The following is a 26,155-nucleotide window of genomic DNA, read 5'->3' as shown; positions in this document are numbered from 1 at the left end:
CCGTCCTTGTTTCATGTGGTCCGAGCTGCTTCGAGCAACTGTGCCGTATAGGAATGCGAGGGAGCGCTGGCGAGGTCCGCGGAGAGCCCGTGCTCGACCACGGTGCCGTTGCGCAGCACCACGATTCGGTCGCATGACTGCACGGCCTCGCCGAGATCGTGGGTGACGAACAGGACGGCCAGGGCCCGATCGACGGCCAGCGTGCGCAGGGTGGTGGCGATCCCGGCGCGGGTGGAGACGTCCAGCATCGAGGTGGCCTCGTCGGCGACCAGGAGGAGGGGATCAGCCGCGAGGGCGCGGGCGATGGACACACGCTGCCGCTGCCCACCCGACAACTGCCCGGGGAAACGTTGCAGGAACTCCTCCGTCGTGGGCAGCCCGGCGGCGCTGATAGCGTCGCGGACCCGGTTGTCCCGCGGTGTACCGGTCGTGACCAGGGGCTCGGCGACCAGGTTCGCGACGCGCATTCCGGGGTGAAGCGCGTCGTAGGGGTCCTGGTGGACGAACCCGATCCGCTGTTGGAGGCGGCGGAGCGCCCGGCCGCGCCGCGTGGTCAGCTCCTCACCTGCGATTTCCACCCGGCCGCTCGACGGGCGGATCAGCCCGAGGATGATCCTGGCCAAGGTGCTTTTTCCCGAACCGCTCTCGCCCACGAGCCCGACGATCTCGCCGCCGTGGATGTCCAGATCCACGCCACGCAGCGCCTCCACGGTCCTGGAACGTGTCCGGTAGTGGTGATGGACAGCGGCCACATGGACGACTGGTCCTCCCGGTGTGTGGACGCCCCGTGGCACCACCGGGAATGTCGGCTTTTCGTGATGGTGACAGGCCACCTGCGCTGCGCCGTGCCAGCGCAGAAGTGGATCTTCGTCGGCGCACAGGCTGGTGGACACAGGACAGCGCGGGGCGAAGCGGCATCCGCTCGGCAGCAGGTCGAGTGCAGGCGCAGAGCCGGGAATGCTGCCCCACGAAACCTGCCGATCAGCTACCGGGGTGGCGTTGAGCAGACCCGCCGTATAAGGATGGGCGTGCTCGGTGGCGAGCGTACGTGCTGGACGGACCTCGGCCAGCCGACCTGCGTACATGACGGCGACCCGGTCGGCGTACGGCATCAGCCCGGCAAGGTCGTGAGAGACGACGAGCATCGTGGTGCCGAGCTCGGTGAGCAGGGCCAGAACCTGCCGTTGAGTGATCACATCCAGCCCGGTGGTCGGTTCGTCGGCGATCAGCAGCCGCGGCTCGCCTGCCAGGGCCAGGGCGATCGCTATTCGTTGACGTTGCCCTCCGGAAAGCTCGTGGGGGTAGCAGCGCAGCGTGGCCGCATGGAGTCCGACACGTTCGAGCAGTTCGGCGGGGTCCGCGTGGCCGCCGTGCAGGGTGAGCATCTCGGTGAGCTGCCCGCCGATCCGGTGTACGGGGCTGAGGCCCGTCATCGCGCCCTGCGGCACGATGGCGATCTGGCGCCCGCGGATGTTCTTCCAGTCGGTGCGGCCGGCCAGCTCGTCGTCGCCGAGCCGCGCGGAGCCGGTCACGGTCGCGGTGCGGGGGAGCAGGCCGAGCAAGGCACGGGCGAGCGAGGACTTGCCGCAGCCGCTCTCGCCCACGAGCGCCACGACCTCGCCTTCCGCGACGTCCAGGTCGATCCTGTCCACCGCCGCCAACCCGCCATAGCTCACCGTCATGTCGCGCAGTGACAGCATCATCGGGTGGCCTCCCTGAGCGCGGGGTTGAGCCGTTCCTCGACGGCGATGCCGATGAGGGCGAGGGCGAGCACGGTGAGCGTGATGGCAGCGCCGGGCGGCAGCGCCCACCACACCCATGCGTCGGAGAGGAACACGCCGTTGGTCTGGACCCAGAACAGCGTGGTGCCCCAGCTGGGGGCGGTGGGGTCGCCCAGGCCGAGGAAGGAAAGGGTCGCGTCGTAGATGACGGCGCGCATCGCCGTACGGACGAACACCGGGATGAGCAGCGGGCCGATCAGGTAGGAGCCGTGCCGCAGCAGCAGCCACCAGCGTGGCGCCCCCATCGCGCGGGCCACCTCCAGATGGCCCTGTGACCACGCGGTCAGGACGGCGGCGCGCAGCACCCTGGCCGGGACGGGCCAGAGGATGAGCGCCAGGATCGCCACCCTCGTGCCGAAGGACTGGCCGAGGAAGGCCGCTGCCAGGATGTAGAGGATCAGCTCGGGCAGCACCAGCATGACGTCGGTTCCGCGCATCAGCGTGGCCGACAGCCAGCGTGGCCCGATCCCGGCCGCCCCGCCGACCAGCGCGGCGAGGACGGTGGTGGCCGCCGCCACGATGAAGGCGAGGCTCAGCGAGGTTCCGGCGCCGATGATGAGCTGGTCGAGCAGACTCCTGCCGAGGTCGTCAGAACCGAGGGGGAGTCCTTCCCCGGGAGGGGCGTAGGGCTCCGCGACTCGGGCGCGGCCGGCGCCGTCGGGCAGCACGGTGCCGTACACGGCGATCCCGATGACCACGGCGAGGATCCCCAGACCGATCAGTCCCTGGGGGCCGAGGAGGTTGCGGCTGGGCGCACGCAGGAACATCATCGGCCGCCTCCGGTTCTGGCGCGTGGGTCGAGCAGCGGGTACGTGGCGTCGGCCAGCGCGTTCATCAGCACCACCATCAGCGTCAGCACGAGGAACGCGCCCTGCATCAGCGGATAGTCGCGGGCCGTGATCGCGTCGAAGGTGAGGCGGCCGAGGCCGGGATAGGCGAAGACGGTCTCCACGACGATCGAGCCCGCGGCGAGGAAGCCGATCTCCATCATGAGGATGGTGTGCACGGGCAGCAGTGCGGGCCGCAGTGCGTGCCGCCGGACCAACTGCCCGTACGGGACGCCCCGGGCGTGCGCGTGCTGGATCGGCTCGCTGGTCAGCACGGTCAGCAGCGACGAGCGGGTGTAGAGGAACAGGTAGCCCATCCCGGTCAGCGTCATGGTGCCCACCGGCAGGATGAGGTGCGTCAGGACGCCGGAGATCGTCACGCCCTCGACGCCGGACACGCCGAACGTCGGCAGCCACTGGAGTTGCACCCCGAACAGGACGATGAGCAGCATGCCCAGCCAGAACTGCGGGAAGGAGTCGAGCACGATGGCCGTGCCGAGCAGCCCCGAGCCCTTGCCCTTACGCCGGCGCAGCGCGCCCAGCACCCCGAAGGTCACTCCCACCACCGCGGTGCACACGATGCTGGTGCCGACGAGCAGCAACGTCCACGGCAGCGCTTCGCCGAGGGCCTGAGTGACCGGCCGGCCGTCGGACAGGGACGTACCGAGGTCGAGTGTGAACACGCCGCCGAGGTAGTCGAGGAACTGCTCGGGCAACGGCCGCCCGAAGCCGTACTGGGTGGCTATCTGCGCGCGCTCGTCCGCGGTGAGCCGGGCCAGCGCCTCTGGGCTGCCGAATAGTTTCAGCGGGCCGCCGGGCAGCGCTCGGGGCAGCGCGAAGTTGAGCGTGAGCGCCACCGCCAGCACGGCGCTGTACTCGGCCAGCCGGCCCGCCGCGTATCGCCAGGTCGTCACGGCTTGAACTCGACGAGGGAGAACTTGCTGAGCACCGCGGAGCCGTTCTGCCAGGTCCAGCCGTTGTAGGCGTCCTTGCGGAAGGCGTAGGCGCCGTTGCGGTAGTAGAGCGTCAGGAACGGCATCTGCTCGGCGATCTGGGTCTGCAGCTGCTTGGCCGCCGTCGTCCTGGCCTCCATGGTGGGGGCCGAGGTGAGGGTCTTCACGGTGGTGTCGATCTGTTCGTTCTTGAGACCGATGATGTTCAGCGAGCCGTCGTCCGGGTCGGAGGCGACGAGCTGTGCGATCGTGCCGCTGCTCAGCATGACGGGAGCCGACCAGCCCCACATCGACATGTCGTAGTTGCGGCCCTTGCGTACGTCGTAGTCGGGCCAGACCTTCGCGTCCAGCGAGTCGGAGTCCAGTGAGGTGACCTTCACGGCCACGCCCACGGCCTTGAGCATGTCGCGGATCAGTTCGGCGCTGCGCAGCCGGTCGGTGGAGGTGCTCTGGACCAGCAGCTCGTACGACATCGGCTTCCCGTCGAGCACCCTGATCCCGTCGGCACCCGGCTTGGCACCCAGGGCGTCGAGCTCTCGCTTGGCGGCCTCGACGTCGTAGAGCGGGGGAAGCTGGTCGGGCTTGATGGGGGAGTCGGCGTGGATGAAGCCGGGATTACCTGGGGTGCCCTGGCCGAGCAGGGCGGTCTTCACCAGGTCCGCCACGTCGATCGCCTTGGCGAGAGCCCGCCGGACCTCGGGCTTGTCGAACGGGGTCCTGGTCGTGTTGAAGGCCAGGAGCGTGGAGGCGAACTCGGTACCCTTGACGACGCCGATGTTCGGCTGCCGTTCCAGTGCCTGGAGCTGTTGCGGCGGCACGATGCGGGTCGACAGGTGGACCTCGCCCGTGCGCAGCGCGGCGAACTGCGTGGACTCCTCCGGGATGACCACGACCTTGACGGTGTCGACCTTCGGCTTGCCCATGGCGTAGGAGGTGTTGGCGGTGAAGGTGTAGCCGCGGGCGTTGTCGTATCGCGTGAGCTTGTAGGGGCCGGTGCCGATCGCCTTGTCGGCACCTGCCTCGCTGACCTTCTCCACCGACGACCACAGATGCTGGGGCAGGATCGCCATGTCCGCCAGGATGCGGCGGGGGAACTCGGGGTCGGGGGCCTTGAGGGTGAGGGTCACCGTGTCGCCCTCAGCGGTCACGCTGTCCACGGGCCGGACGTCGATCGAGGAGTCGCCCTCCATGTTCTTCTTGTAGAACTCGACGCTGAACACCACGTCCTCAGCGGTCAGCGGCTTGCCGTCGTGCCAGGTGATGCCTGATCTGAGCGGCAGGGTGAAGACCTTGTTGTCAGTGGTCTGGATCTGCTTGGCGAGTAGGGGCGTGACCCCGTCACCCTGGACGATGACCAGCGTGTCGAAGATCAGCTTGACCAGGTTGTTCCCCGGATAGCCCGTCTGGTTGGTGAACGGGGTCAGCGTGCCCTCATCGGAGGAGATGGCGATGGTGATGCTCTTCGCGGCTGTCGCTGTCTTCCCGCTCTGGGGAGGTTCGACATCCGTGCCGCATGCGGCCAGAGCTAAGCAGAGCGTGGCCGCCGTTGCGATGAACGTCCTCGATTGCCGGATCACGGAACCTCCCGGGGGTATAAGAGGTCGGGACCACCGCCGCGGCAGGCGGGCGGTGTTTCATGCGACTCTATAGAGGTATTCCGTAGATACAAGAGCTCAATATGTAAACTCCGAAATTCCCCTTCACGTGCCGGCCGAGGGTAGCAGATGGGCTTCTACCTGCCTGTATGTAGGTCGGTGAGCGTAGGGCCGATGGGCGGTGGGTGGCACGGCAGGGTGTCCGTAACTGCAGGGAAACCTAAGCTACTAGCAGCAGTCGTAGCGGTGACGGTCTGTCACTCCTGCGGGGCGATGCCAGACATCAATGCGTGGCTACCCTGCGCATGCGATCGCGCAGATCGGTCGCGTGCGGGCCTCGCGTGAGTAGGAGCTGGCGTGCCGTGCCGATCAGGGCCAGGTTGATCGACTCGGCGTCCGCATCCCTCCGAGTGCGGTCATGCTCTTGCTCGCCACGTAGGCAGGCAGGCAGCCATGGGCGCCGCAACAGTCGTGCTCATGCGCCTGGCAGCCGCCTGGGCCTGCTGAAGCGGGATCTGCCGCTCCTGGCCCGCCTTCCTGCCCCTCACCCCGCTGGCTCCGCGGACGCCGCCGCCTTCACGAGCGCCCTACTTCAACACTATATTCCGTAGTAGAGCAGGCTGGTCCAGCAGTTACGGAGGCGCACCATCTCGGCTGTACGCACGATCGTCCAGATCTCTCAGCAGGACGATGACTCGTAGTAGATTTTCGGCAATCTTCCTGCTGTCCGCGGCGATAGTCGTCGTCCTGGCCACGGGTGTGGTGGTCCTCTCCACGATGGAGCCTCTCTCCGAGGTCACCAGGCCGGTCGAGCGCCCCTCCGCCATGGGCAGGCGTCATCCTGCCACGACGCCGGCGGCTGAACCGGTCGCGCCGCTGAAACGGCGCCTTGAGGCGCACCTCCTCGTGCTCGGCGACCGCACGCTGCCCGAGAGGGTGGTGGCGAGAGTCCGGAAACAGGCGGGCGTGTCCGCGGTGGAGCCCGTGGATGCGGCCCGCCTGCCTATCGACGGCCGGTACGTGTCCACGGTGGGCGTTGATCCGTCGTCGTTCCGCTCCTACACACCCGGCCCCACGGCGCGGTCGGATCCGTTGTGGCAGAGCATCGCTGCCGGTGATGCCGCGGTCTCCTTCGGTTTGGGAACGGACGGCGGCCTGGTTCTAGGTAGTTCGGTGAGTGCCGGCAGTCAGAGGCTGCGAGTCGGGGCCGTGGCCACCATGGGGCTGGGCGTCATCGACGCCGTCGTGTCGAAGAATACGGCTCGGCGCCTCGGTCTCCCCGAGAAGAACGCGCTTCTGGTGAACGCCCCGCGTGCGGATTCCGCCAAGCTCAAGGACGCGCTGTCGCGTAGGTTGCCGGGGGAGATCCAGGTCGTCGTGCTCAAACCCGTGTTCAAACCTCTCCAACCAGGCAAGCCTGTGGATTCTCCGTCCAGCGACCGGATCCGTACGGTCTTGACAGCGGCTGCGAGCAAGCTCGGCGCTCCCTATGTCTGGGGTGCCGAGGGGCCGAACGCCTTCGACTGCTCCGGGCTGATCCAATGGGCCTTCGGCCGAGCCGGGATCCGCCTGCCCCGGGTGACGCACCAGCAGTTCGCCAGTGGCCCGCAGGTGCCCTTCTCCGAGATGCAGCCAGGCGACCTCATCTTCTGGCGGCTGGACCCTACGAATCCCAGTTACATCTCGCATGCGGCGATCTACTGGGGAGATGGGAAGATGATCCAGGCTCCCCGGACGGGCGACGTCGTCAAGATCGTGTCCGTGCACACGCGAAATCTCGCGGGAGTCGTCAGAGTGGTCTCCGTATGACTGGCGAGCGGTATACCGATGCCGCCTGGACTATCGGACCAAGCGCTCGAGCTGAGCCCGCACCGGCCGGAACTCTTACCGTCATGATGATGGAGTTCGACGATCAAGGTCGGGGAGTAGCTTCTGGACACGCTCGTGCATCTCACGCGTGGACCGGTCGGGCTTCCACTCGCTGGGCGCCCTGAGCCACTCCAGGGTCGTGTGCTCGATGTCCTTAAGCCCGACCGATCCGCCACTCAGAAAGGAAGGCCACCTTGGCGACGTCTTGCCCCTGCGCATCGCGGAAATGGACACCCCGCTCGCCGAACCCATCGCCGCGGCCCTGACCGCCGCCATCAGCCGCGGCGACACCGGATACGCGCCCGCCGGCCGGCTCCCCGAGGCCTTCGCCGGCTTCGCCGCACGACACTACGGCTGGCACCCCGACCCCGCCGCCGCCCGCCTGGTCCCAGACGTCATGTCCGGCATCGTGGAGATCCTCCAGATCATCACCGCGCCCGGCGACGGCGTCGTCGTCAACCCCCCTTGATACCCGCCCTTCTTCTACTGGATCGAACGCATCGGCCGCCGGATCGTCCCCAGCCCGCTCGCCCACGGGCCCGACGGGCACCGGCTCGACCTGGACCAGCTGGAGCACGACTTCGCCGCCGGCGCGCGGGCGTACCTGCTGTGCAACCCGCACAATCCCACCGGCCTGGTCCTCACCGCGAGGAGCTGACGCAGGTCGCGGAGCTGGCCGGACGCTACGGCGTGCGGGTCGTCACGGACGAGATCCTCGCGCCCCTCACCTATCCCGGCGTGCGGCACGTCCCGTTCCCGTCCCTGGGGCACGAGGCCGCGGCCGGCTCCGTCGCCCTCGTCTCGGCCTCCAAGGCGTGGAACATCGCCGGGCTCAAGGCCGCCCGCCGCCCGTACCGACGTGGCGCAGATCCACGAGGAGGTCAGCGAGGGGGCCGGCCTGGCGTGCTCGCCTCCGAGGCCGCCTTCACCGACGGCGGCCCCTGGCTCCGGCAGCTGCTCACCGGCCTGGACGCCAACCGCCGCCTCCTGACCGCCCTGCTCGCCGAGCACCTGCCCGGCATCGGCTACCACCCGCCCCAGGCGGGATACGTGGCCTGGCTCGACTGCCGCGCGCTCGGCTGGGACGACGACCCCGCTGAGGTGTTTCTCCGTCACGGCAGAGTCGGACTGTCCTCCGGTACGAGGTTCGGGCCGCCCGGGCACGGGTTCGTCCGTCTCAACTTCGCCACCGCACCGGACCGGCTCGCCGAGGCCGTCCATCGCATGACCACCGCGGGCCAGAGACGAGACCGGCGACACACCACGGTGAGCATGAGATGCACGACGACAGCTCTCACGCTTCCACTACCGATCCGCATAGTAGTCACTCCCAGCATCAATCCGAGGAGCACGGCCACCACGGGCCGATGAAGGCGACATGGGGAGTGGCCGCCTCGGCGACACTGGGACACCTTCGTCATCGACTCCGACCAGCCTGGCCTCACCCGGACCATCGTGCAGGCCCGCGCCGACCTGACGGCCAGCCCGCGCGCTGCCTGCGGCTACCGCAACCTGCTGCTGGACGCCGGATTCGGCGAGGTGGAGGTGGAGGTGCACGTCGGAGTCTTCACCGGCACGACGATGCTCGGCATGCTGACCGGCATCGCGCAGACCGTGCACGCGGCCGGGATGATCACCCGGGAGCAGCTTGACGCCTGGACGGGCGAGCAGGTGCGACGAGCAGAACAGGATCGGCTGTTCCTCGCGCTGCCGCTGTTCCTCGCCTCCGCCACCCGGACGGATGGTCATTCTTCAAGCGTCTGAACGGGGCGGGGCAGGGTGGTGAGCAGGCCGACGAGGGCGTCGAACGCCCAGCCGCGCCAGCGCGCCCGGCTCCAGCCGCGGCTGTGGAGCAGCAGGTTGTACGTCTCGGAGAACAGGATCGTCAGCGCGACGTCGGCCCCGAGCTCGCTGGTGAGCCCGTCGCGCAGGGACGTCTTGCGGGCCAGCGCTTCGGAGAAGACGCGTTGCACGGTGAGGAGTTGCCGGACGTTCGTGGCCCAGACCTCGGCGAGGTCGGGTCGGTGGTGGCGGCGCTGCGCACGACGTCCATCAACACCTTCCACGAACTCGGCGGCTCGATAGGCATGGCGGTGGTCTCGACCGTGGCCGCGGCGAGCCTGGCGCCCGGCGGCACGGCCGGCGTCGGCGGGTTCGTCTCCGGGCTGACGCTGTGCGCGGTGGCCGCCGGCGTTGCGGCGGTCGTGTCGCTCGGCCTGGTCCCGCCGGGCCGGCCCGCGGCGGCCTTCGTCGGGCACTGGCACGGACACTGATGGAGGCCGGCCAGGCCGAGGAAGACCGGAGGGCATCGGCGAGAGCCCGGCCGCCGCGCATTGACAGAAGTCAGCGAGCCTCGGTCGTGCCGTAAGCGAGCCACCCCAGGTCACGGAAGCTGGCGGCCTTCGCCACGGCGTCTGAGGCCAGGTTCGCGGGATCGTGCATGTAGGTGGGCAGGGCGCCTTCGTCCAGCACTCGCCTGGCCGCCTGTGCGACGAGCCTGCGCGCCAGGCCGCGCCCGCGTGCCGGGGGAGCGGTCACGACGGCCAGCTCGTGCCCGTAGGCGTCGTGCCGCTTGATGCCCACCCCTGCTAGATGCTCGCCCGTCTCGGGGTCCGTGGCCACCAGGGCCTCCCCGCCGAAGGGCAGCAACCAGTCCGGCACGCCGGGCGCGTCGGCAGACACCCAGGCGCCGGCGTCGGGCAAGACTTCCGGGCGGGTGGTCCAGCGGTAGACGGCGGTGAACCAGCCGCGTTCGGGGAAGCCCACCATGCTAGGGACCATCGGTCCCACGAAGTCGAGATCCCTGTCCTTCGCGTACTGCTCGGCCACGCTCGCGGCGGCTTGTGGTGGGACCGACAACACCCCGCCCTCAGGGCTCGATACGCCGAGGGCGGGGTGCAGCTTGCCGTCCCAACCGGGCCGCTCCCGTTCTCGCGAGCCGATCACGTCCAACTTGGTAGTCGCGGGCCAGCCGCCCAGCCAGTGGGACAGGTGCTGAACCAGCAAGCGCTCCATCGTCATTCCCTTCATGTACGGTAGGGGGGTATGGTACATCGATCGGCATTGAGGAGGACACATGAGACGTTTCCCCCCGCTTGAGCCCGCGACTGCGCCCGGCAAGTCGAAGGAGCTGCTGCAGGACATCCTGGACAGGAGAGGCAGCGTGGGAGAGATGGTCGCCACCATGGCGCACTCCCCGGCGCTGCTGGAGGGCTACCTGAACCTGTCCCGCGCCATGAAACGGGTCAAGCTGCCACGGGATCTAAGCGAGAAGGTCTCCCTCGCCGTACAGGAGTGGATCGGCTGTGGCACCTGCATGCAGGCGCACGTCGAGGCGGGGCGCGCGGCCGGGCTCAGCGAGGCCGACATCGCGCTGGCGCGGCAGGGCACGTCCACCGACGCCAGGGAGGCGGCGCTGATCGCCGTGGCCGTCCGCGTGCTGGCCGAGCCGTCCTCACTCACCGATGCCGACGTCGCCGAGCTGCGGGCGCACGGGTGGAGCGACCGGATCATCGCCGAGATCGTCGGCGTGGTTGCCCTGAACATTCTGACTGGCGCTTTCAATCTTCTGGTGGGCTTGCAGCCGGAGGAACACACCGCATAGCCGCCATCAAGCGGCAGCTTGGCCCTGGAGGTGGACGCGCCAGAGCCCTGAGAGAGGTGCTTGCCGTGGAGGCCAGGTGTTGAGTCAGGGGGACGACACGCCGGTGGCACGACTGGTCGCCGGGTCGTTTCGCTCTGTCAACAGGTCCGGCAAGTCACGGCTCCCGGCTAGCGCTGGATACGACGCGTTCGGGGAGGACGCCACGGAACGCCGACGGCTACTGCAGCTGGCCGCTAGTGCCGGAGTGGGGCTCGGTCTCGACGGGGAGCCAGTCCGGCAGCTACTCGACTTGGCGCTCAACGTCGAACGCAGCACGGAGGACTGGCAGCTCGCGTGCGCCGATCACCTTCACGCCCTGCGCACCCGTTCAACCGCACAAGTCGTCAGCGATCTCGCGGTCGACCTCTACGCGCTACGCCAGCAGATCCACCATGCCCCCGATGGGGATCTGCCTGCTCTCTGCCGGACCGTGGCGACTCTGGCGTGCATCCAGGCCAACGCCACCACCCGGCTCGGCGACCACGGGGCCGCGATCCGCTGGTGGCACACGGCCCGTCACGCGGCCGACGCCTCACGCGACGCCGCGCTGAACGTGCTCATCCGAGCCGAAGAGGCGAGCTGCGGCTTGTACGGGCAGCGCTCCCCAGCGACCGTGCTGTATCTGGTCGAACGCGCCGAAACTATTCCCGCCCCATCGCTCAAGCTCCTGAGCGCCAAGGCCCTGTCTATGCTTGGTCGGCACGACGACGCCATCCGCGCGGTATGTGAGCTGAGTAACCGTGCGGAGGAAGATCCGGGGCGCGACGACCGGGGGTTCTGGACTGATGCCGACGTCTACTTCACTCAGAGCTGGGTCTATTCGGCTGCGGGAAAGGAACACCTTGCCGAGGCCGGACGCTCAGATTTGATGCAGTCCACCAGCTATTGGTCCACCAGCGAAAACAGTCCCTACCGGACCAACACCCGCCTCCACGAGGCCATGGGGTTCGTCGCTCGGGGAGAGGTCGACAGAGGGCTGCGTTGCGCGGCCGAGGCGCTCGACTCGCTGCCTGCAGCCCTTCGCCACGTCTTCGTCAGGGAAACCGGGCGAATGGTGTTGCAAGCGGTACCACTGGGGCAGTGGGACCGCCCAGCAGCGCGGGACGTGCGCTCGCTGTTGGCCATCGAGGCCTGACCGGCGGAGGCGTCGCGCACCGCGGCACCCGAGGTGTTCAGGTCGGCGCGGATGGCCGGAGCCGCGATGGTCACGATGGTGGCGTCCAAGATTGCCATGAACTGGCCGAGGAGGAGCACAGCGAGCAGCCCGCCGCTCCTGGCCGGCCTGATCGAAGACGGTGAGGTGGAGGTGGTCATGGACTCCGAGCATGCGCGGGTTCGGAGCGTCGTGGCAGTGCGTGCCCATCCTGGTAGCAGGACTACCTGGCACCAGGATCGGCGCCGGGCCAGGATAGGAGGGTGTCGTCCAAGAGCATCCGGGCACAGCGCCGCAGCGAGCTTGGGACGTTCCTGCATGGCCGGCGCGAGCGCATCACCCCCCGATGACGTGGGTCTTGCCCCAGGGGTACGGCGGTGTACACCCGGTCTTCAAGGGCCACTTCAGGCTCGAGGACGTCACCTTCATTCACGCCGAACCGGTCAACGCCCGCCTCGACCCCTCGCTCTCCCACTTCGTGAGCAGCACGAAAAGTCGCTGGCGGCCTTGATGGAGGCGGCTCGGTGAACTGGCTGATCCTGGCCCTGGCCGGACTGGTCGAGGTGGCCTGGTCCCAGAGCATCAAGCCGACGCAGAACTTCACCCGGCCGCTGCCCACGCTGCTCTGCCTGGTCCTGATGGCCCGCGATGGACCCATGTCCGGCCGGGCGAGTTCGCCATCAACAAGCTGGACATGTGGGTGAGTCCATCCGCACCGAAGGCGTGGTGCGCAGCGCCTTCCCCGACGCGCTCGGCGTACCCATCCATGAGGCCGACATCGCCGCCCTCGTCCAGGACGGGCACGCCGGGAGGGCCTACTCGCTGAGCGGCCCGCAGGCGCTCAGCCACCGCGAGCAGGCCGCCGCCATCGGCGAGGGATTGGGCAGAAGCCTGCGCTTCGAAGCGCTCACCTACGGCCAGGCACGCGCCTCCTACATCACCGCCGGGATGCCCTACGACATCGCCGAATACCTGCTGGGCTACCAGGCCGAGTACGCCGAGGAGCCGCCCACGGTCCTGCCCGACGTCGAACGCGTCCTCGGCAAGCCCGGCCGCACCCTCGCCCAGTGGGCCAGCGACCACCGCGCCGATCTCACCCAGGACTCCTAGCGGCCGGCCCGGCTCGGGCCGACGCATATCCGGGAATCGCCCGCAAGACCTGAACCACCCGTGCCCTGCCGACCAGATCCTGCCCGCCGCGCTCGAACACCTCCGCCACACTCACCACACCGCAGGCCACCTCCGACAGCAACGCACGACTCGTCGTACGCGCCATTGCCCAGCCGGCGCAACAGCGTCACCGACGACAGGCGGCTCTCCCGGCGAGCGGGCGCTGGAGCGAATGCTCCACGAAACGGCGGCCAGAGCGGCTGAGATCCTCGCGCTCAACGTCGAAGACCTCGACCTGGAACACTGCCGCGCTTACGAGGCGCTCGCTATCACCTGCGCGACCAGGGCGCGTGGCACTCGCCGCAGACGATCCCGGAAAATCTGCGCGACGAGCACGGCCGGTTCCTGTTCCTGGACGCGCTCACAGCGCTCGTGAACGGGCCGCGCCGCCCTCGTCCAGGCCCCAGACATTGATCGACTCCCAGAGGCGGTCATGACGCGGCCACAGTGGTGCGCGGCCCGCCTTCGTGCGCGTGACGTACGACGAGGCCACCGAGGACTTCAGAGCGTACATGGAGCGCAGCCTCTTGGCCGGAGTCGAACGGTACGTGAACCGAGTCTTCATCTCCGGCGCCGAGCTCGACGACCTCACCGGCTCGAACCCGACCGGCCTGTCGCCGTTCCTGCGGGACATCCAGCGAGACTCCATCGTCCACGAAGCCGCGCGGATCATCGCCGACCACCGGCACGCCCTGCTCACCCGTTCCCGCCGCGAGATCCCTCCGGCGCTCCACCCCCACGCTCGACCACTCCACCTGGTAAAGGAATCCGCCTGGCCACGCCCGACACACTGACCACCATCTGTGCCTACGACAACGGTGTTATGTGATCTGTCAAGCCGTCTCAGGCGTCTGTGTCTCATACATGAGCGAGGCAGGGCCTGAGCGCGGCGATGGCCTGCCTCCTCGCGTGAGGGGCAGGCCATCGCTTTGTCAGGGGTGGCTCGAAGCCGGATAACAGATTGTCGTGGGGGAGCAGGAGCTCCCTTCGCGGGGACGGGTGTCCTGGGTGGTCAGGCGAGGGTTTCGTGGACGTTTCCCTTCAGCCTGTGTCGGGCAGCAGGCTCCAGCGCTGGTTGTCGGAGCCGTCGTCGGTGTGCAGGCGCACATCGCCCAGCGGGAAGGCCGGGGGCTCGGCCTCCCAGAGCAGGTCCCGATCGGGCATCTTGATGATGTAGGTGTCCTCGCCCGCCGGCTCGATGGACCAGGGGAAAGGTTCGCCGAAGGTGGCGATCGACGCCCTCTCGCCTCTCCATGCCGGCGCGGCGTAGCTGGAGAACGTCGTGGCGTGGATGCCGACGTTCTGGATGGTGTAGCCGTTTTCGAATCGTTCGATCTTCCAGAGCTCGAACGAGCCCGGATTTGGGTCGGTGCCAACGACGAGGGCCTGCTCCCGTGGGGCGTAGGCCCGCATCGAGGTGTACGCCGCCATGTTGATGATCCGGTAGGTGCCCGGCTTGATAGCCGGGGCCTGGGGGCTGTTGGCGGTAGCTGCGGCGGCCGGGCCGCTCATGGCGCAGGAGCCGAGCAGCAGGGCTGTCATCAGGGCGGTTCTGATGAGGCCACGTGCGCTGCGGCCTTGGCGGGTTTTCGACAACACGTCCTCCTTGCGCGACTGATCGACTGCGGAGCATGAAACGGCCTTCTCGGCACCGAAGCAATCAGTCACTTTCTGTAATGAACTATGGCTTACGGTGATTAAGGGGCTCATCCTGTCCACCCAGCAGGTCGCCCGGCGGCGCCGCCCGGGGCAGCGGCTGTCCGGCGGGGTGATGCCGTCCGCGTCGGGCTGGAGGAGGAGACCGCAGGTGGCTAGCCGGCGATCCTGGCGTATTGGTAGTGGGTCTGGCCGTTCTCGTCGCCGGAGTGCGAGCGGCCCACCATGACTTCGTAGTCGCCTGCTTTGGAGTAGCTGTTGCTTTCGCGCTGGCCTGGGCTCCAGCGGTAGGAGGTCAGTTCGATGGCGCGCCCTCCGGCGCTCATGCTGGCGGTGGCGTAGCGGGTGGGCCCGTTCTCGTCTCCGGAGTGTGCGCGGCCGACCAGGACCTGGTTGCCCTGAGCGGTGAAGAAGGAGTTGCTCTCGCGCTGGGGCTCGCTCCAGGACGGTCCGCTCACCGTGGCGACTTGCCCGTCAATGAGAATCATGCCGCAGTAGTAGGTAGTGCTGCCGTTCTCGTCCCCGGAGTGGGCGCGGCCGACCAGGACCTGATTATGCGGGCAGACGACGGGGTTGCCGGTCGATTCCCTCACCGTCTCGCTGTAGCCGTTGATGATGATGATCTCGGCGGCGTGGGCGGGGTTCGCTGGTGAGAGCCCAGCGAGGGCCAGGGTGAGGATGGTGCCGGTGAGGACGGCGCGGATGGGGCGGATGGGGCGGATCTGTCGCAAGAGCATCTCCGGTGCTTGACTGGTAACGTCAATGACCACATCGCTTACTGTAATGCATTAATTACAGTAAGTAACTAAGTTTTGGCAATCCCCACCTCGCTCGCTGCCACCTGCCATCGCGCCCCAATCAGGAGTGTGCTGCAAGCGCGCCCGTGGAAGCGGACCGCCCCGAGGCCGGACTCAGCGGCCGTTCCAGCCCCAACGTAAGGTGACGCACAGTGCCGAGCCCTGTCGGGGGCGAGTACCTACCCTGCGTGACAACCGTGGTGGGGTCGCCGTTGCGCTGAACGGAGGACCCCGTGGCGGGAAGCCGCATCTACCTGGAGCCGCGCGGCAGCCTTGACTTGGTGGACATCCAGAGGGTGCATCTCGGTTTGTCGCCGTTCGACCACGGCCTTGAGTGGCTGAACGGCAGCCTCGCCGTGGTGAGGTGTGGACGGGGTATGCGCTGATGGGCGCTGAGCTGGAGGCGGAATACCCGTTCAACGACCCGCTGCGTCGAGAGAACCTGCGAGCCTTCTACCGGTTCGAGACCGCATCCGGCGGTGACGGCTCGGGCAACGGATTCCATCTGTCGGGGTGGGGTCGGGGCGAGCGCGGAGCTGGACCCGCCTGGGCTGATCCCGCCGCCTGGCGCTGATCCCACGGTTGTCCGCGGGTGGGGTTCGCTCCCCATCCGCTGAGGCTGTCTTCCGCACCGCTGAGATGCAGTGCTCACCAGGCGATGGTGCCAAGTGCCACGAGAGCGTCAGCGGCTTCTGCCATCGAATGTCAGTGGCTAAATGGGCCCGCGCTTCGGCCTCATTCCGGTGTCATGCTCAATGCCAGGGCACCGGCCGCCAAGTGTCGATCAACGGCTGCCCCAATCCGGACTCGTGGCCGATCTATGCGCAGGCGCTGCGGGACTGGGTGATGTTCCTGGCCGAGCATGGTGTCGAGGTGTTCGACACACGGACGCGGCTGAAGATGGCATTGGGCGTGTACGCGGCGCATCGCGGCTTTGGGCCGGTGAGGGCCCGGTTCAAGGCATCCACCTGGAACCAGCACGTCAGCATCCTGGCCACCTTCTACCGGTGGGCGGTGGATGAGGAGTACGCGGCCGCTCAGTCCAGCACCGCCGGCACCCGGGCCTTGGTCTTCCGCACCCACGGCCAATGCCGAGCGCGACATGACGAACTGCAGAACCGCGCATCGCGCCGTACCCAGCCCGGCAAGATCTGCCCCAACCCGGACATCGCCGCTGACGCTTCTCCGCCACCCCACAAGGATGCTCCAGGTTAGTCCAAGGCGCCATGATCGTTGCCAGGGAAGATCAAAAGCTTAGGAACGGCGTCCTCCTCCCGAGGGTGGCCCAGCCCCAAGGTGGAGTGATCGTCGCAGGTCACCTGCATGACGACTTCTCGCTGCAGGTGCGGGTTTCGGTCCGAGCGTTCGGGGATGAGTCCGGCGGCTTGTGCCGCGATAGCGATGGCGGGCACGTTTACGCAGGTCGCGGTGCCCGCTAACGACTCTTATGTCAACCGTCCACGGGCGTTCGGTTGCTCAGCGCTACCTGGCGGCTTGGGACACGTTCGGCAGCGGAGGGCCATCTCCGCAGGATTTGACCTTGGCGAGAGTAAATACTGAGAGTAACTTTTAGTTGCTAACAGTTATCAAGGAGAAGATCATGCACCTGACCCGGCACCATCAGCGCTCCGCCACGGCAGCCGCCACCGCGCTCGCCACCATCACCACGCAGAAGACGTCACACAAAGCGGCGACGCGCAAAGCGGCCGCGGCCGCAGCCGTCCTCGGATGCGCCTGGGCGCTCACCGTCCCACCCGCAGTCGCCGCCGGCGCCACCGCGGCGTCCGCGCGGGGCGGCGTGCTCACCATCGACTCCGCCGAAGTCTCCGGAGGTGCTTCCGACCGGCTCCACGTCACCGGCACGGCCACCTGCCACACCTACCCCAACAGGGCGTTCCTCCAGGTGTCCGCCAGCCAGGGCGATGCCGAAGGCAGTAAAGCAATCATCTTCTACTGCGATGGCGCCGAGCACCGGTGGGACGTGCGCTTCACCACCGACCAGCTGGGCCCCCGATGGGCCCGCGGGGAGTCGGCCACGATCAAGGCCAAGGTGCCCTCCATGACCGCAGAGAACGACATCGTCCTGACCTAAGCCGCCCCCGCGCCGCCGCGGTGTCGCCTGCCGACTCGTCCGCGCGGACCCGCTCACCTGCGGGGCCGGGACTCCTGGACAAAGACCATCACCCCAGAGTCCCGGCCCCTCCGCTTGCGTCCGCGCCCGCCCGTGCACGAACATCAGGAACTGCTTTGCCAGAACACGCCCATACATCACCCGACGACTCGAAACTGTCAGCCAGAGGCTGACCATCGGATCGGAGGGAAATGGTTGTTGCGCGCGCTGCCATTAGCGCAGCCGCGCTCCGCGAGGCCCAGGCCGTTTCGCTGACCTGCAACGGAGCTGTGCACCGCGGCGGCCGCGGCGGCCTCACCGGCTGTCCAGACCGAAACCCGCACCCGCCATGAGAAGTCGTCACGCGGGGTGACCTGCGACGATCGCTCCACCTTAGAGGCTGAGGCCACCCGCGGGAGGAGGACGCCGGAACAGGCACTGAGACAGGACGAAACACCACTGAAGCCCGAGCCGGGCCGTGAGACGGTCGTGCGCCATCTACGGCCTCGGGACTGGCAGGTACAGCCAATAGCGATACCTGCCAGTAACCGACGGACCAGGGGAGCGCAATGGCTCGCGATAACGCCGCTCATCTCGGGCTGGAAGGGCCGTGGGAAGCCTGGCCGCCGTGTGGCCCAGGCGGGCAAAAGGCCCCGGCATGGGCCGGGGCCAGGTGGGGAGCGCGCCCGGGCGTCCGAGGCGGACTCCGAAGGGGCGGCCCTATCGGCCCCCTCCGAGGTCCGCTTTCGGACCTGCTTCACGTCAGGGCGTCAAGGCATACAGGTAGTACACGTTGAACGGCCGGTCGCCCTGAGAGATGCATTGGTAGTCGATGACCCCGTGGGTAGCTTTGATCCACTGTCCTTCGGCGTGGCATCCCATGTTGGTGGCCGATGTTGACCAGTACTGCCAGGTGGAGGCGTGAGCAGGGGTGGAGATAACCCCGCCCGCGACGATTGCGACGCCGAGTGCGGCGGGCAGGAGCCTGAGGGCCGTGGTGAGCTTCATGGCAACCCTTTCGTGAGGACCGCCTCCACGTTTTCACTCTCAGTAGTTGTAGAACTACTTCTAGTGACGATACTTAATCGTCGCTTCCTGTATCCGATTTCTGGCGGCCACGTCCCATGTGATCACCACGAGCTTTGTTGCTCGCGGGTATCGCTAATCGCTGTTCCCATCGTTCCCCAAGGCCCATCTATGCTCGTTCACCGATCTCCGCGGCTGTCAAGCAGGGCCTGGCCCCCTTCGCCAATCGGGGAACGGCTCTGACGGGTTGCGTTGCTCAGCGCTGCGACTGAGGATCGTCGAAGATGCCGTGTTGAGAGTGGTCGGCGAGGCCAAAGTTGACCAGGTGCTGGCAGAAGCCCGTCATGGCGGCACCTGTGGCAGGCGCCGACGCGAATGTGGCCCCCCAGAGGTTTGCGAGTGGCCCCGCCTCCGGCGCGCTGCAGTTTGTGGCAGAGTCTGTTGGCGGTTGAGCAGCTGCCGACGAGGTCAGGCCGAGCAGGACTGCGGCGGCGATGGTGGACACGGCGAGTAGACGGCGCATGGTTCTCCTTCAGATAGGGCGGGGAGGGTGCGCCGGGAGTGCACCCACTCGCCCCGGCGCTTCCCCTCAACCGCGAACACTGTTAGTAATGATCTTATCACGGAACGCTAAATTCGAGGTTGGGAAGCGCCCGCCATCGCCCACATCGCTACTCATCGAAACGAGACATACGTGATCCCGGCGGCCTCTCAGGGGATGGCTCGGATCCTCTAGCGATCTTGGTTCGGGCCGTAAAGGCGTAGAGATTTCGCCTCACCGAATGTTACTCATTGCCGTCGAATGATCACTAAAAGCAGTGATCATTCGATGACAAGGAGAACCGTGGCGAGCACCGACAAGACCAGGACCCAGACGCCGGCGACCGCAACCGCCCCCACCGACCAGGACGTCGCCGAAGTGGTGGCCGAGGCCACCCAGGCCACCCGGGCCGCCCAGGCCGGCGCGCCCGCCGCCGGCACCACGGCGGCCAAGACCCAACGCTACGGCGACCTCGAACTCGCCTTCACCAGCACCTTCAAACCGGCGCTGATCGCCTTCAACCCGGTGCCGCCGTCCGGCTGGCGGTCCCTGGGCACCGTGCTCTGCGACCCGGAGGCAGACGTCGCGCTGGTGGTCAAGGACTGCTCCGCGCAGGGTGATCTGCTCAAGGCTCCCACCGGGTACACCCCGCTAGCCAAGTTCGAACTGGCGGGCTTCATCGCGGCCACCGCCTGGCAGCCCATCCCTCCCTCCGATGACTATGTCGCCCTGGGGATCTACATCACCGCAGGAGATGGCCACGTCCCGTCCGCCGATGCGATGGCGTGCGTGAAGAAGACCCACAACGGCCGCACCTACGCCCGAAGGGGCGAGCTGAGCCAATCCTCGATCCGCGGCGTTCTACGCTACAACGTCAACCCGCCCTACCCGTACGGAGACGCCGAGGAACACCTCATCCTGCCGGTCGGCACCCTGTCCTTCGCCCGGGGCGATCACCCCGCGCCCACCGCCACGACCTACGTGCTGGACCTGCCCGCCGTGGTGGAGAAGTTCGACGGCCCCGACACTCCCGATCTGGAGAACTACAACGCGCCGCCGGCCCAGACCTTCATCACCGACCGGGCCGTCACAGTGCCGTTCTACCTGGTCACCGACACCTCGCGGTCCAGCCGGTGGAAGGCGGAGAACTCCCCGTTCTACAAGCTGCTGCGCCGGCGTCAGTTCAAGCTCGTGCGCCACGTGGACTTCCGTGGCGGGGGCGGCGGGCAGATCTCCGAGACCGTCGAGCAAGGCGTCTCCACCGAGAAATCGGAGGAGTTCTGGCAGAGTACCGGGGTCACGGTCGGCGTCACCGTGGGCGTCGAAGCCTCCGCCAAGCCGTTCGGCATGGGCACCAGCATCAGCATGGAAACCTCGGTCAACACCTCCGTCGAAAGCGGCTACAGCAGCCGCACCGGCGTCACCAGCATGCAATCCAAGAATGTGGGCGTCACCTACAACGTGCCCGCCGGCCACGCCGGTGCCCTGTGGTCGGAAAGCCATGAGATCATCCCGGTCCGCGCCGACGACGAAACGATCACCAACGCCACCCTGACCTTCGACAACGGCTACTACATCGGCCGCACTTACCCGTACTCCGACCAGCCGCCCCCTCAGGTGAGCGACCTTTCGCCGGCTGCTCTCGCCGAGGACGGCACACCCCTCAAGAGCCTTTGGGAGATGGCCGACCAGATCAAGATCATCCCGGCAGAAACCGCCGACCGATGAGCATCGTCACGGAGCTCGGTTCCTGAGGTGATCGCCACACCGTTGGCGCGACATGCCGCCGGTGCCCTGCCATGGGGGCCGGCGGCGCTTCACGGCGGACCCGCCGGTAAGACTCGCGCCACGCGGCCCAGACGAGAGGTGTCGCTGCAGGTCACGGTGCGCGACGATGTCCCATGCAGAGGGCAGGTTTCGGTCCGGGCGTTCGGGGACGAATCGGGCGCCTTGTGACGCGATAACGCTGGATCGGATGTTCCGCCCGGTCGTCGCACAGAGCGACGACCAGAGGACCCTCTTTCAACTCCTCGTCAAGGTCACGCATTACCACCCTTTCAATCCATCGTCCGCGAAACAGGAGGCTTGTATGTCCGAAACCGCAATCTCGCCACCGCGCAATCTCACAGCACAATCCGTTCCTCGAGACGACGGCAGTCGCGGCATCCAACTGGAGTGGGCGGTGGGGCAGAACCACGGCGAGGACTGGCCGCCGCCGCCCGACTGGAACAACGGAGACGCGCCCTATCCCAAGCACTACGAGCTGTGGCTGGACGGCGAGAGGAAGGAAGCCTTCGACGTCTCCTGGACCGACCACATGCCTGGCTGGACAATGGCCCGCACCCACTGGGCGTGCCTGGACACCGAGCCCGCCGCCGAGTACCGGGTGAAGATCAGGGCCGAACTGGCCGACGGCCTCTGGAGCAGCTTCACCGACGAGATCACCGTCCACATGGGATGACTGGCGACACTCGATGTCGCCGTGATCTCGACCAGGAACGGGAGGGGTTCGGGGGTTTTCGACGGAGAGGGGCGTTCACCGGGTCCGAAGCCATCCCCGGTGATGAGCCACTGGGGGGTCTTTCAGCGCCTGAAGGAATGTCTCTCCCCGCGCCTCCGCCCGGCCGTCCCCAGCACGGCGGGGCGGAGGTGGCGGTCTCTCGAAAGTTGATCGTACGTCGTACGGTTCACGCTTGCGAGAACGCGCCTTCCCGCAAGCGACCCCGCCCCCCGCGATCCCCTCCGAGGGTCGTGAGCACGCCGAGTTACGCTGCGGCTGGTCTCGCGAACCCTGCGGAGGGCCTGGATGGGCGTCTGGTTAGGCGCTGAAGCTTCCCCCGGGCATGACACGCGCGCCGTAGCCGGGGCGGATGGTCATGCCAGGGGTGAGACAGAGCGGGTCGTTGTGGACCTGGACGTCGCCGTCGGTCTGGTTGTTCACCTGGTGCGCGCTCATGGGCAGCTGATGACAGCCGGTGGGGTTGTCCCAGGTGGTCAGCGGCACAAGCTCCTGGGAGAAGACGACGATCTGGCCGGTGGCGGCCTGGGCGGGGACCGCGGCTCCCAGCAGGGCGAGGGCGGCGGTGCCGGCCAGGACGGTGGCGGCCCGGTGGCGAGACATCATGTGGTGCTCCTGACTTTCATTTCGCGAAGAACGGTTCCGGGCAGCGCCGCGCTCTCGTGGCTGGGCTGCGCCGCTGCTGAGGCGATCGGCCGGGCGGGGGTCCTCAGGGTCCTCAGGGGATGGTCAGGTAGAAGCCGGCGTCGGCGGCCTGCTTGGTGTCGCTTTCGTTGACGGCGACCAGGATGGTGTTGATCTGGTTGTTGCAGTGGCTGTGCGGGGTCCAGATGCCGTAGGTCTTGTTGTAGTCCCGCCACGGAGTGACCTGCACGACCTCTTTGGAGAGGTCGATGTCGGCTCCGACGCGGACGCAGTAGCGGCCGGTGCCCCAGCGGGTGACGGAGACGATGTTCTTGCCGTGGTCGAGGGTGCCGTCCCTTTGGACGGCGGCGGCGGCCTGGGCGTAGGGCGAGGGCGCGGCCGCGTAGGCGGCGGTGGGTGCCAGGATCGCGGTGCCGGCCAGCACTGCGGCCGTGAGGCGTGCGCGCATCTTCGTGGTGATCATGTGTCTCTCTTCGTCATGGCGCGGCGCGATCCTCATGGTGAGTCCCGGCCCCGCGATCACTACTGTCAGTAGTCATTGAACTACAAAGAGTGACTATGTTTGGGTAGCCGAAGAGTAAGGTCTTCGGACCCTGGGCACCGCTTCTGGGTGGTGGAGTTGCCGGGCGGACGGCCAGTTGCGAGGCAAGATCAACCCGGTTTGGGTTCGTGGCGGGGTCCCTGCCGACCCTTCACGGTCTGGAGCATTTTAGCCACACGCTCCTAGAAAAGATCGTTTGAGGGGATCCGAGACACCCCCTCACGCGCGGCCCCTCACGACGCGCGACCACAACCGGTCGTAGGCCGGCCAGGCAGACGCGGGCCTCGGGCTCCGCGGTCGGCTCCCCGTCCGCTGTGGAGTTCGTCCGTGCCCCATAACAACCAGCCCCGTCCGCTGCCCGGTCTGACGTCCCGCGGCCCTCCCTGGCCTCGTGCGGTTTTTGCCCTCTTCGCGTGGTGTCCGTTAGAGGGCGTCAACGAGACCACCGAGATCATCCAAGAACCAGAGCAGCGACCTGTGAAAACGTCGTCTCGTTTGGCCAGTCCGCGAAACTGTCCGGTGAAGGGGTGCTCAACGATACGCCCGCGCTTTCCACCTACGATCAGGCGTTCCGACGACGTACGTGGTGGAACACGCGCCGACAAGATCGACTCGGAGGCGTCCTGCACGAGTACTCACCTGCCGCTTGTACTGGATGAACGTTTTCGGCAGGCGCAACTGCGGGCAGGACGAAGACGATGCTTCGCAGAAGGGCAAACGAGCGATCATGAGCGGATCTGTTCTGCGGAGGAGCTCGTTGCGGCATTCACCGTGAAGGCGTGTGAATTCGGCCGGAGGCGGCTTGACCAGTGCTTGGACGGGTCTGCGGTCAAGCCTGGCGTGTCCCGCCCGCCGACCCTTCCGCTATGCCCTTCTGTTGGGTGTCGTTCGGGTGTGGCTTGACGATCCGGTCTCAGGCGCCCGATACCCGGCAGCGCAAACCGGCTCATTTCGATCACGCTGTCAACCCGCCGATGTGCCGGACGCGTGCCGAAGAGCATGTAACGAGCATGAACTCGGCCATCTGCGCCTCGCAGAAGATGCTCGAGAATCGAGAAAGTGCAGGTCGGGTGGGGTATGGAGTGGTAGGGCGCCCGGGGCTCGAACCCGGAACCTACGGATTAAAAGTCAGCAGCTATGGTGCTGGAAGATGCCGCAGCGAATCCAATTATATTGCTCCGCCGGTAAATGTCGTTCTGAAAATGTCCAAAAATGCCGTCCGGTGTCATGCCGTACCGCAGACCGATGAGCATCCGCCGAGCATCCAATCCCGGTACCGGCGGAGCGCCCCGACGCCCATGGCCGCACCTTGACCAATCGGTTTGTCCCGCTAAGCGGTTCGAGACCTGCACGATCGTGGCTGCTACGTGTCACTGTCTTCGCGTTGGGAGATGACACGAAGCCACTCGATGTCTCCGTCTCCTGCGGTCGCGATCAGGCCTGCGCACAGCCACATCATTGCCGGGGCGAAGTCCTGCCCGAGGAGTTCGTGCATGTCGTTGAAGGTAGGTTCGGATGTGCCCAGATGTTGTTCAAGGTGGGACTGGCCATCTCCGCCCCAGATAGCCGTCGCGACGGCGGAGGCGGGCCCGGCGTAGTCGACCCCGCCGAGGTTATCTGCGATCCACTGAGCCGCGATGTTGAGCTCGTTCTCACCGATGCCTGCTGCTTTGGCAGAGACGAGCAGTCTCAACGGGACCGCAAGCATCATCGAGATCACAAGGCCAGCGTCGTGCTCGCTCGCCTCGGATCTTTCGGAGAGTAGCTCTTCGATAAGGAAGCGTGGCAGATCCACATCGGCAGATCCATCGGCGATCATGCCGATGACCGCCTGCATGCGGCTCTCGATGAAATCGATCAGGCCTTCCTGCTGGGTATGCACCTCCAGGTGTTTGGTGACGGAGGCGCTGAAGGCTTCGACCTCGTGGGCGGTGAACAGGTGCTGATTCAGCTCGGTGACCATGTACCCCGTGTCCAAGCTGGCCAGTGCAAGGGAGCGGAGCTCGGGATCATCGGTATCGTCCGCGAAGGCCTGAAGCAGCTCCTCATAGTGCTCTGCGGGTACGGGAACAGGCTCCTCTGCATCTGGATCGAAGAAGATCGGGTCGTCTGGCCGAATGTCTCGTCCGAATTTTTCGCGGAAGCGCTCGCGCTGTTGGAGCATCAAGTCCATCATTTCGGGTGGCAGGGTGAGCGACTGGGAGCCGTCTGGGTTCAACGTTCTCTGGACGTATCGAGGGTCACCGTGGCGCTCGACCACAAGCGCGGCGTGACGTTCGAAGCGGCTGGCGCGCTCGGCAAGGCGTTGCTCGCGCCGGCGGTGTTTGGCGTCCTTCTTCCGACTACCCACGGGAACGTTCCCTTCCCAGGCATCTGCAGTGACCTTTTAAAATGATGTGGAATCTACGGCTATATTAACGACTCCTTGTCTCATCGGCTGGTAGTTTGCGGTAGTTGGGGTGTCATAGTAGGTCGGCAAGGCGCAAAATTAACCTGGCCACGCGTCACTGGTGAGGCAGCCGACCGGGCAGTCAGCGAGATATGAGGGCTTCAGGCCTTCACCGCCACAGGAAACACCACTACGCCAGCCTCAGTCTGCGTGGTCTCGGCGCGGCCAGTCAGTCGGTCTGATCAAAGGCTCAAATGCGTGGCGTGGTCGCGTGCTGGCCCGGCTGTCGCGTTGGGTGGGCGGGGTCCGCGAGTCCGCGGAAGATGTCTTTCTTGATCGTGAGGTCGGTGTCTCTGACGCAGCGGATGCGGTTCACGGTGCGAGCCTGGCGGCAGTAGCGCGGCTTCAAATCGGCGAGCTGACCGCGTCGGGTGTTGGTGACGAAGCAGGTGACGCGGCACCTGGCGATGCCGGTGAAGCAAAGCTGGGCGCGGGGTGCGGTGCTCCTTGTGGGCGATGACCTGCATGCCCTTACCACGACGACGAGCCGCTCGCCGATGACGGACCGACACTGGCGGCGATCAGGACGTTCTGGCGATTGAGGAGCAGCGGGCGGTTGTTCGGGTTTAATGCGCCGGTCAAGCAGCAGGTCGCTGGTGAAGCGCAGGCGGTATGCAACTTCGAAGGCGTGTCAATCGACGAACTCAAATAGAAGGATCAGGATACGCACGAGCGAAGCCCCGTGATGTGCTACCCCAATGGAGAAACGATGGGGTGATGACTGGGTCTCGGGGATTCGCCGTCTACGTGATCGACAGAAGCGCATCGTAGCGGAAAGCCCCAAGCGTCCCGTTCGAACAACTGCTTCCTGCACAAGCGGATCACCGACTTCGAGGCCCAGCTTCTCGACCGTGTGTTATCCGAGTAGAGGCCATGAGACC

Annotated in this window: 29 protein-coding genes; 16 read left to right on the top strand and 13 right to left on the bottom strand. The window is 66.9% G+C overall.

What is annotated here, in order from left to right:
- Positions 1 to 11: 11 nt before the first annotated feature.
- Genes ACFPZ3_RS33515 through ACFPZ3_RS33500 form a run of 4 tightly spaced genes read right to left on the bottom strand, consistent with a single transcriptional unit; the run spans position 12 to position 5,138 of the window.
- Positions 12 to 1,703 carry an oligopeptide/dipeptide ABC transporter ATP-binding protein gene (locus ACFPZ3_RS33515; protein WP_379518310.1) on the bottom strand — a complete coding sequence of 564 codons (1,692 nt, stop codon included), beginning with the start codon at positions 1,701 to 1,703 and terminating at the stop codon, positions 12 to 14.
- Entirely contained in the window at positions 1,700 to 2,551 is an 852-nt protein-coding gene (locus ACFPZ3_RS33510) for an ABC transporter permease (RefSeq protein ID WP_379518309.1), read from the bottom strand. Before ACFPZ3_RS33510 ends, ACFPZ3_RS33515 begins: the two co-directional genes overlap by 4 nt.
- The gene (locus ACFPZ3_RS33505; protein ID WP_379518308.1) at positions 2,548 to 3,522 is read right to left on the bottom strand and encodes an ABC transporter permease; all 975 of its coding nucleotides are present in this window, start codon (positions 3,520 to 3,522) and stop codon (positions 2,548 to 2,550) included. Before ACFPZ3_RS33505 ends, ACFPZ3_RS33510 begins: the two co-directional genes overlap by 4 nt.
- A complete protein-coding gene (locus tag ACFPZ3_RS33500; RefSeq protein WP_379518307.1) occupies positions 3,519 to 5,138 on the bottom strand; it encodes an ABC transporter substrate-binding protein in 1,620 nt (539 codons plus the stop codon). Before ACFPZ3_RS33500 ends, ACFPZ3_RS33505 begins: the two co-directional genes overlap by 4 nt.
- A 924-nt stretch (positions 5,139 to 6,062) precedes the next feature.
- Here ACFPZ3_RS33500 and ACFPZ3_RS33495 point away from each other — a divergent pair.
- From ACFPZ3_RS33495 to ACFPZ3_RS33480, 4 genes are all read left to right on the top strand, one after another.
- Positions 6,063 to 6,965, top strand: a complete 903-nt coding sequence (locus tag ACFPZ3_RS33495) for a C40 family peptidase (protein WP_379518306.1) — start codon at positions 6,063 to 6,065, stop codon at positions 6,963 to 6,965.
- Between the two features lie 265 nt (positions 6,966 to 7,230).
- Positions 7,231 to 7,494 (top strand): beta C-S lyase family protein, encoded by a 264-nt coding sequence (locus ACFPZ3_RS33490; RefSeq protein ID WP_379518305.1) that lies wholly within the window; start codon positions 7,231 to 7,233, stop codon positions 7,492 to 7,494.
- 140 nt (positions 7,495 to 7,634) lie between these two features.
- Entirely contained in the window at positions 7,635 to 8,396 is a 762-nt protein-coding gene (locus ACFPZ3_RS33485) for an aminotransferase class I/II-fold pyridoxal phosphate-dependent enzyme (protein ID WP_379518304.1), read from the top strand.
- Positions 8,397 to 8,480: 84 nt separating this feature from the next.
- Positions 8,481 to 8,789, top strand: coding sequence for a hypothetical protein (locus ACFPZ3_RS33480; RefSeq protein ID WP_379518303.1), 309 nt, complete (start codon positions 8,481 to 8,483; stop codon positions 8,787 to 8,789).
- Here ACFPZ3_RS33480 and ACFPZ3_RS33475 read toward each other — a convergent pair.
- On the bottom strand, positions 8,771 to 8,998 hold the full coding sequence (locus ACFPZ3_RS33475; protein ID WP_379518302.1) for a hypothetical protein: 228 nt from the start codon (positions 8,996 to 8,998) through the stop codon (positions 8,771 to 8,773). The genes ACFPZ3_RS33480 and ACFPZ3_RS33475 overlap by 19 nt on opposite strands.
- Before the next feature lie 9 nt (positions 8,999 to 9,007).
- Between ACFPZ3_RS33475 and ACFPZ3_RS33470 the strand changes: the two genes are divergently transcribed.
- The gene (locus ACFPZ3_RS33470) at positions 9,008 to 9,298 is read left to right on the top strand and encodes a hypothetical protein (RefSeq protein WP_379518301.1); all 291 of its coding nucleotides are present in this window, start codon (positions 9,008 to 9,010) and stop codon (positions 9,296 to 9,298) included.
- A 70-nt stretch (positions 9,299 to 9,368) separates the two neighbouring features.
- Here ACFPZ3_RS33470 and ACFPZ3_RS33465 read toward each other — a convergent pair whose 3' ends face one another.
- Entirely contained in the window at positions 9,369 to 10,040 is a 672-nt protein-coding gene (locus ACFPZ3_RS33465; RefSeq protein WP_379518300.1) for a GNAT family N-acetyltransferase, read from the bottom strand.
- A 61-nt stretch (positions 10,041 to 10,101) separates the two neighbouring features.
- Between ACFPZ3_RS33465 and ACFPZ3_RS33460 the strand changes: the two genes are divergently transcribed.
- The 6 genes from ACFPZ3_RS33460 to ACFPZ3_RS33435 all read left to right on the top strand — a co-directional run bounded on the left by ACFPZ3_RS33460 (position 10,102) and on the right by ACFPZ3_RS33435 (position 13,785).
- A complete protein-coding gene (locus ACFPZ3_RS33460) occupies positions 10,102 to 10,629 on the top strand; it encodes a carboxymuconolactone decarboxylase family protein (protein WP_379518299.1) in 528 nt (175 codons plus the stop codon).
- A gap of 289 nt (positions 10,630 to 10,918) precedes the next feature.
- Entirely contained in the window at positions 10,919 to 11,803 is an 885-nt protein-coding gene (locus ACFPZ3_RS33455; protein ID WP_379518298.1) for a hypothetical protein, read from the top strand.
- A gap of 364 nt (positions 11,804 to 12,167) precedes the next feature.
- Positions 12,168 to 12,332, top strand: a complete 165-nt coding sequence (locus ACFPZ3_RS33450; protein ID WP_379518297.1) for a hypothetical protein — start codon at positions 12,168 to 12,170, stop codon at positions 12,330 to 12,332.
- Between the two features lie 13 nt (positions 12,333 to 12,345).
- Positions 12,346 to 12,525: a DMT family transporter gene (locus tag ACFPZ3_RS33445; protein ID WP_379518296.1), complete on the top strand. Its 180-nt coding sequence runs from the start codon at positions 12,346 to 12,348 to the stop codon at positions 12,523 to 12,525.
- Positions 12,518 to 12,931 carry a Rossmann-fold NAD(P)-binding domain-containing protein gene (locus ACFPZ3_RS33440; protein ID WP_379518295.1) on the top strand — a complete coding sequence of 138 codons (414 nt, stop codon included), beginning with the start codon at positions 12,518 to 12,520 and terminating at the stop codon, positions 12,929 to 12,931. The genes ACFPZ3_RS33445 and ACFPZ3_RS33440 overlap by 8 nt, the downstream gene beginning before the upstream one ends.
- Positions 12,932 to 13,464: 533 nt before the next feature.
- Positions 13,465 to 13,785, top strand: coding sequence for a hypothetical protein (locus ACFPZ3_RS33435; RefSeq protein WP_379518294.1), 321 nt, complete (start codon positions 13,465 to 13,467; stop codon positions 13,783 to 13,785).
- A gap of 247 nt (positions 13,786 to 14,032) precedes the next feature.
- On the opposite strand, the gene ACFPZ3_RS33430 is transcribed toward ACFPZ3_RS33435, so the two are convergent.
- Together ACFPZ3_RS33430 and ACFPZ3_RS33425 are read right to left on the bottom strand one after the other, a co-directional pair.
- Positions 14,033 to 14,701, bottom strand: a complete 669-nt coding sequence (locus tag ACFPZ3_RS33430) for an RICIN domain-containing protein (protein WP_379518293.1) — start codon at positions 14,699 to 14,701, stop codon at positions 14,033 to 14,035.
- Positions 14,702 to 14,802: 101 nt separating this feature from the next.
- Positions 14,803 to 15,384 carry a hypothetical protein gene (locus tag ACFPZ3_RS33425; protein WP_379518292.1) on the bottom strand — a complete coding sequence of 194 codons (582 nt, stop codon included), beginning with the start codon at positions 15,382 to 15,384 and terminating at the stop codon, positions 14,803 to 14,805.
- Between the two features lie 445 nt (positions 15,385 to 15,829).
- Between ACFPZ3_RS33425 and ACFPZ3_RS33420 the strand changes: the two genes are divergently transcribed.
- From ACFPZ3_RS33420 to ACFPZ3_RS33410, 3 genes are all read left to right on the top strand, one after another.
- The gene (locus tag ACFPZ3_RS33420) at positions 15,830 to 16,018 is read left to right on the top strand and encodes a hypothetical protein (RefSeq protein WP_379518291.1); all 189 of its coding nucleotides are present in this window, start codon (positions 15,830 to 15,832) and stop codon (positions 16,016 to 16,018) included.
- A 203-nt stretch (positions 16,019 to 16,221) separates the two neighbouring features.
- Positions 16,222 to 16,659, top strand: coding sequence for a hypothetical protein (locus ACFPZ3_RS33415; protein WP_379518290.1), 438 nt, complete (start codon positions 16,222 to 16,224; stop codon positions 16,657 to 16,659).
- Positions 16,660 to 17,044: 385 nt separating this feature from the next.
- Entirely contained in the window at positions 17,045 to 17,536 is a 492-nt protein-coding gene (locus ACFPZ3_RS33410; RefSeq protein WP_379518289.1) for a hypothetical protein, read from the top strand.
- Positions 17,537 to 18,316: 780 nt separating this feature from the next.
- On the opposite strand, the gene ACFPZ3_RS33405 is transcribed toward ACFPZ3_RS33410, so the two are convergent.
- Both ACFPZ3_RS33405 and ACFPZ3_RS33400 read right to left on the bottom strand, forming a co-directional pair.
- Entirely contained in the window at positions 18,317 to 18,562 is a 246-nt protein-coding gene (locus ACFPZ3_RS33405) for a hypothetical protein (protein WP_379518288.1), read from the bottom strand.
- 274 nt (positions 18,563 to 18,836) lie between these two features.
- Complete coding sequence (locus tag ACFPZ3_RS33400; RefSeq protein WP_379518287.1) at positions 18,837 to 19,103, bottom strand: hypothetical protein; 267 nt, start codon at positions 19,101 to 19,103, stop codon at positions 18,837 to 18,839.
- Positions 19,104 to 19,424: 321 nt separating this feature from the next.
- Here ACFPZ3_RS33400 and ACFPZ3_RS33395 point away from each other — a divergent pair, with 321 nt between their 5' ends.
- Positions 19,425 to 20,849, top strand: coding sequence for a hypothetical protein (locus ACFPZ3_RS33395; RefSeq protein ID WP_379518286.1), 1,425 nt, complete (start codon positions 19,425 to 19,427; stop codon positions 20,847 to 20,849).
- A gap of 361 nt (positions 20,850 to 21,210) precedes the next feature.
- Positions 21,211 to 21,582 (top strand): hypothetical protein, encoded by a 372-nt coding sequence (locus tag ACFPZ3_RS33390; RefSeq protein WP_379518285.1) that lies wholly within the window; start codon positions 21,211 to 21,213, stop codon positions 21,580 to 21,582.
- A gap of 357 nt (positions 21,583 to 21,939) precedes the next feature.
- Here the strand turns inward: ACFPZ3_RS33390 and ACFPZ3_RS33385 are convergent, their stop codons facing one another.
- From ACFPZ3_RS33385 to ACFPZ3_RS33375, 3 genes are all read right to left on the bottom strand, one after another.
- Positions 21,940 to 22,245, bottom strand: coding sequence for a hypothetical protein (locus tag ACFPZ3_RS33385; RefSeq protein ID WP_379518284.1), 306 nt, complete (start codon positions 22,243 to 22,245; stop codon positions 21,940 to 21,942).
- A gap of 112 nt (positions 22,246 to 22,357) precedes the next feature.
- Complete coding sequence (locus tag ACFPZ3_RS33380) at positions 22,358 to 22,747, bottom strand: hypothetical protein (RefSeq protein ID WP_379518283.1); 390 nt, start codon at positions 22,745 to 22,747, stop codon at positions 22,358 to 22,360.
- Positions 22,748 to 24,188: 1,441 nt separating this feature from the next.
- Positions 24,189 to 25,175, bottom strand: a complete 987-nt coding sequence (locus tag ACFPZ3_RS33375; RefSeq protein ID WP_379518282.1) for a hypothetical protein — start codon at positions 25,173 to 25,175, stop codon at positions 24,189 to 24,191.
- Positions 25,176 to 26,155: the final 980 nt, after the last annotated feature.

The sequence above is a fragment of the Nonomuraea insulae genome (assembly GCF_042656245.1).
This window is presented reverse-complemented; position numbering and strand designations above follow the sequence as displayed.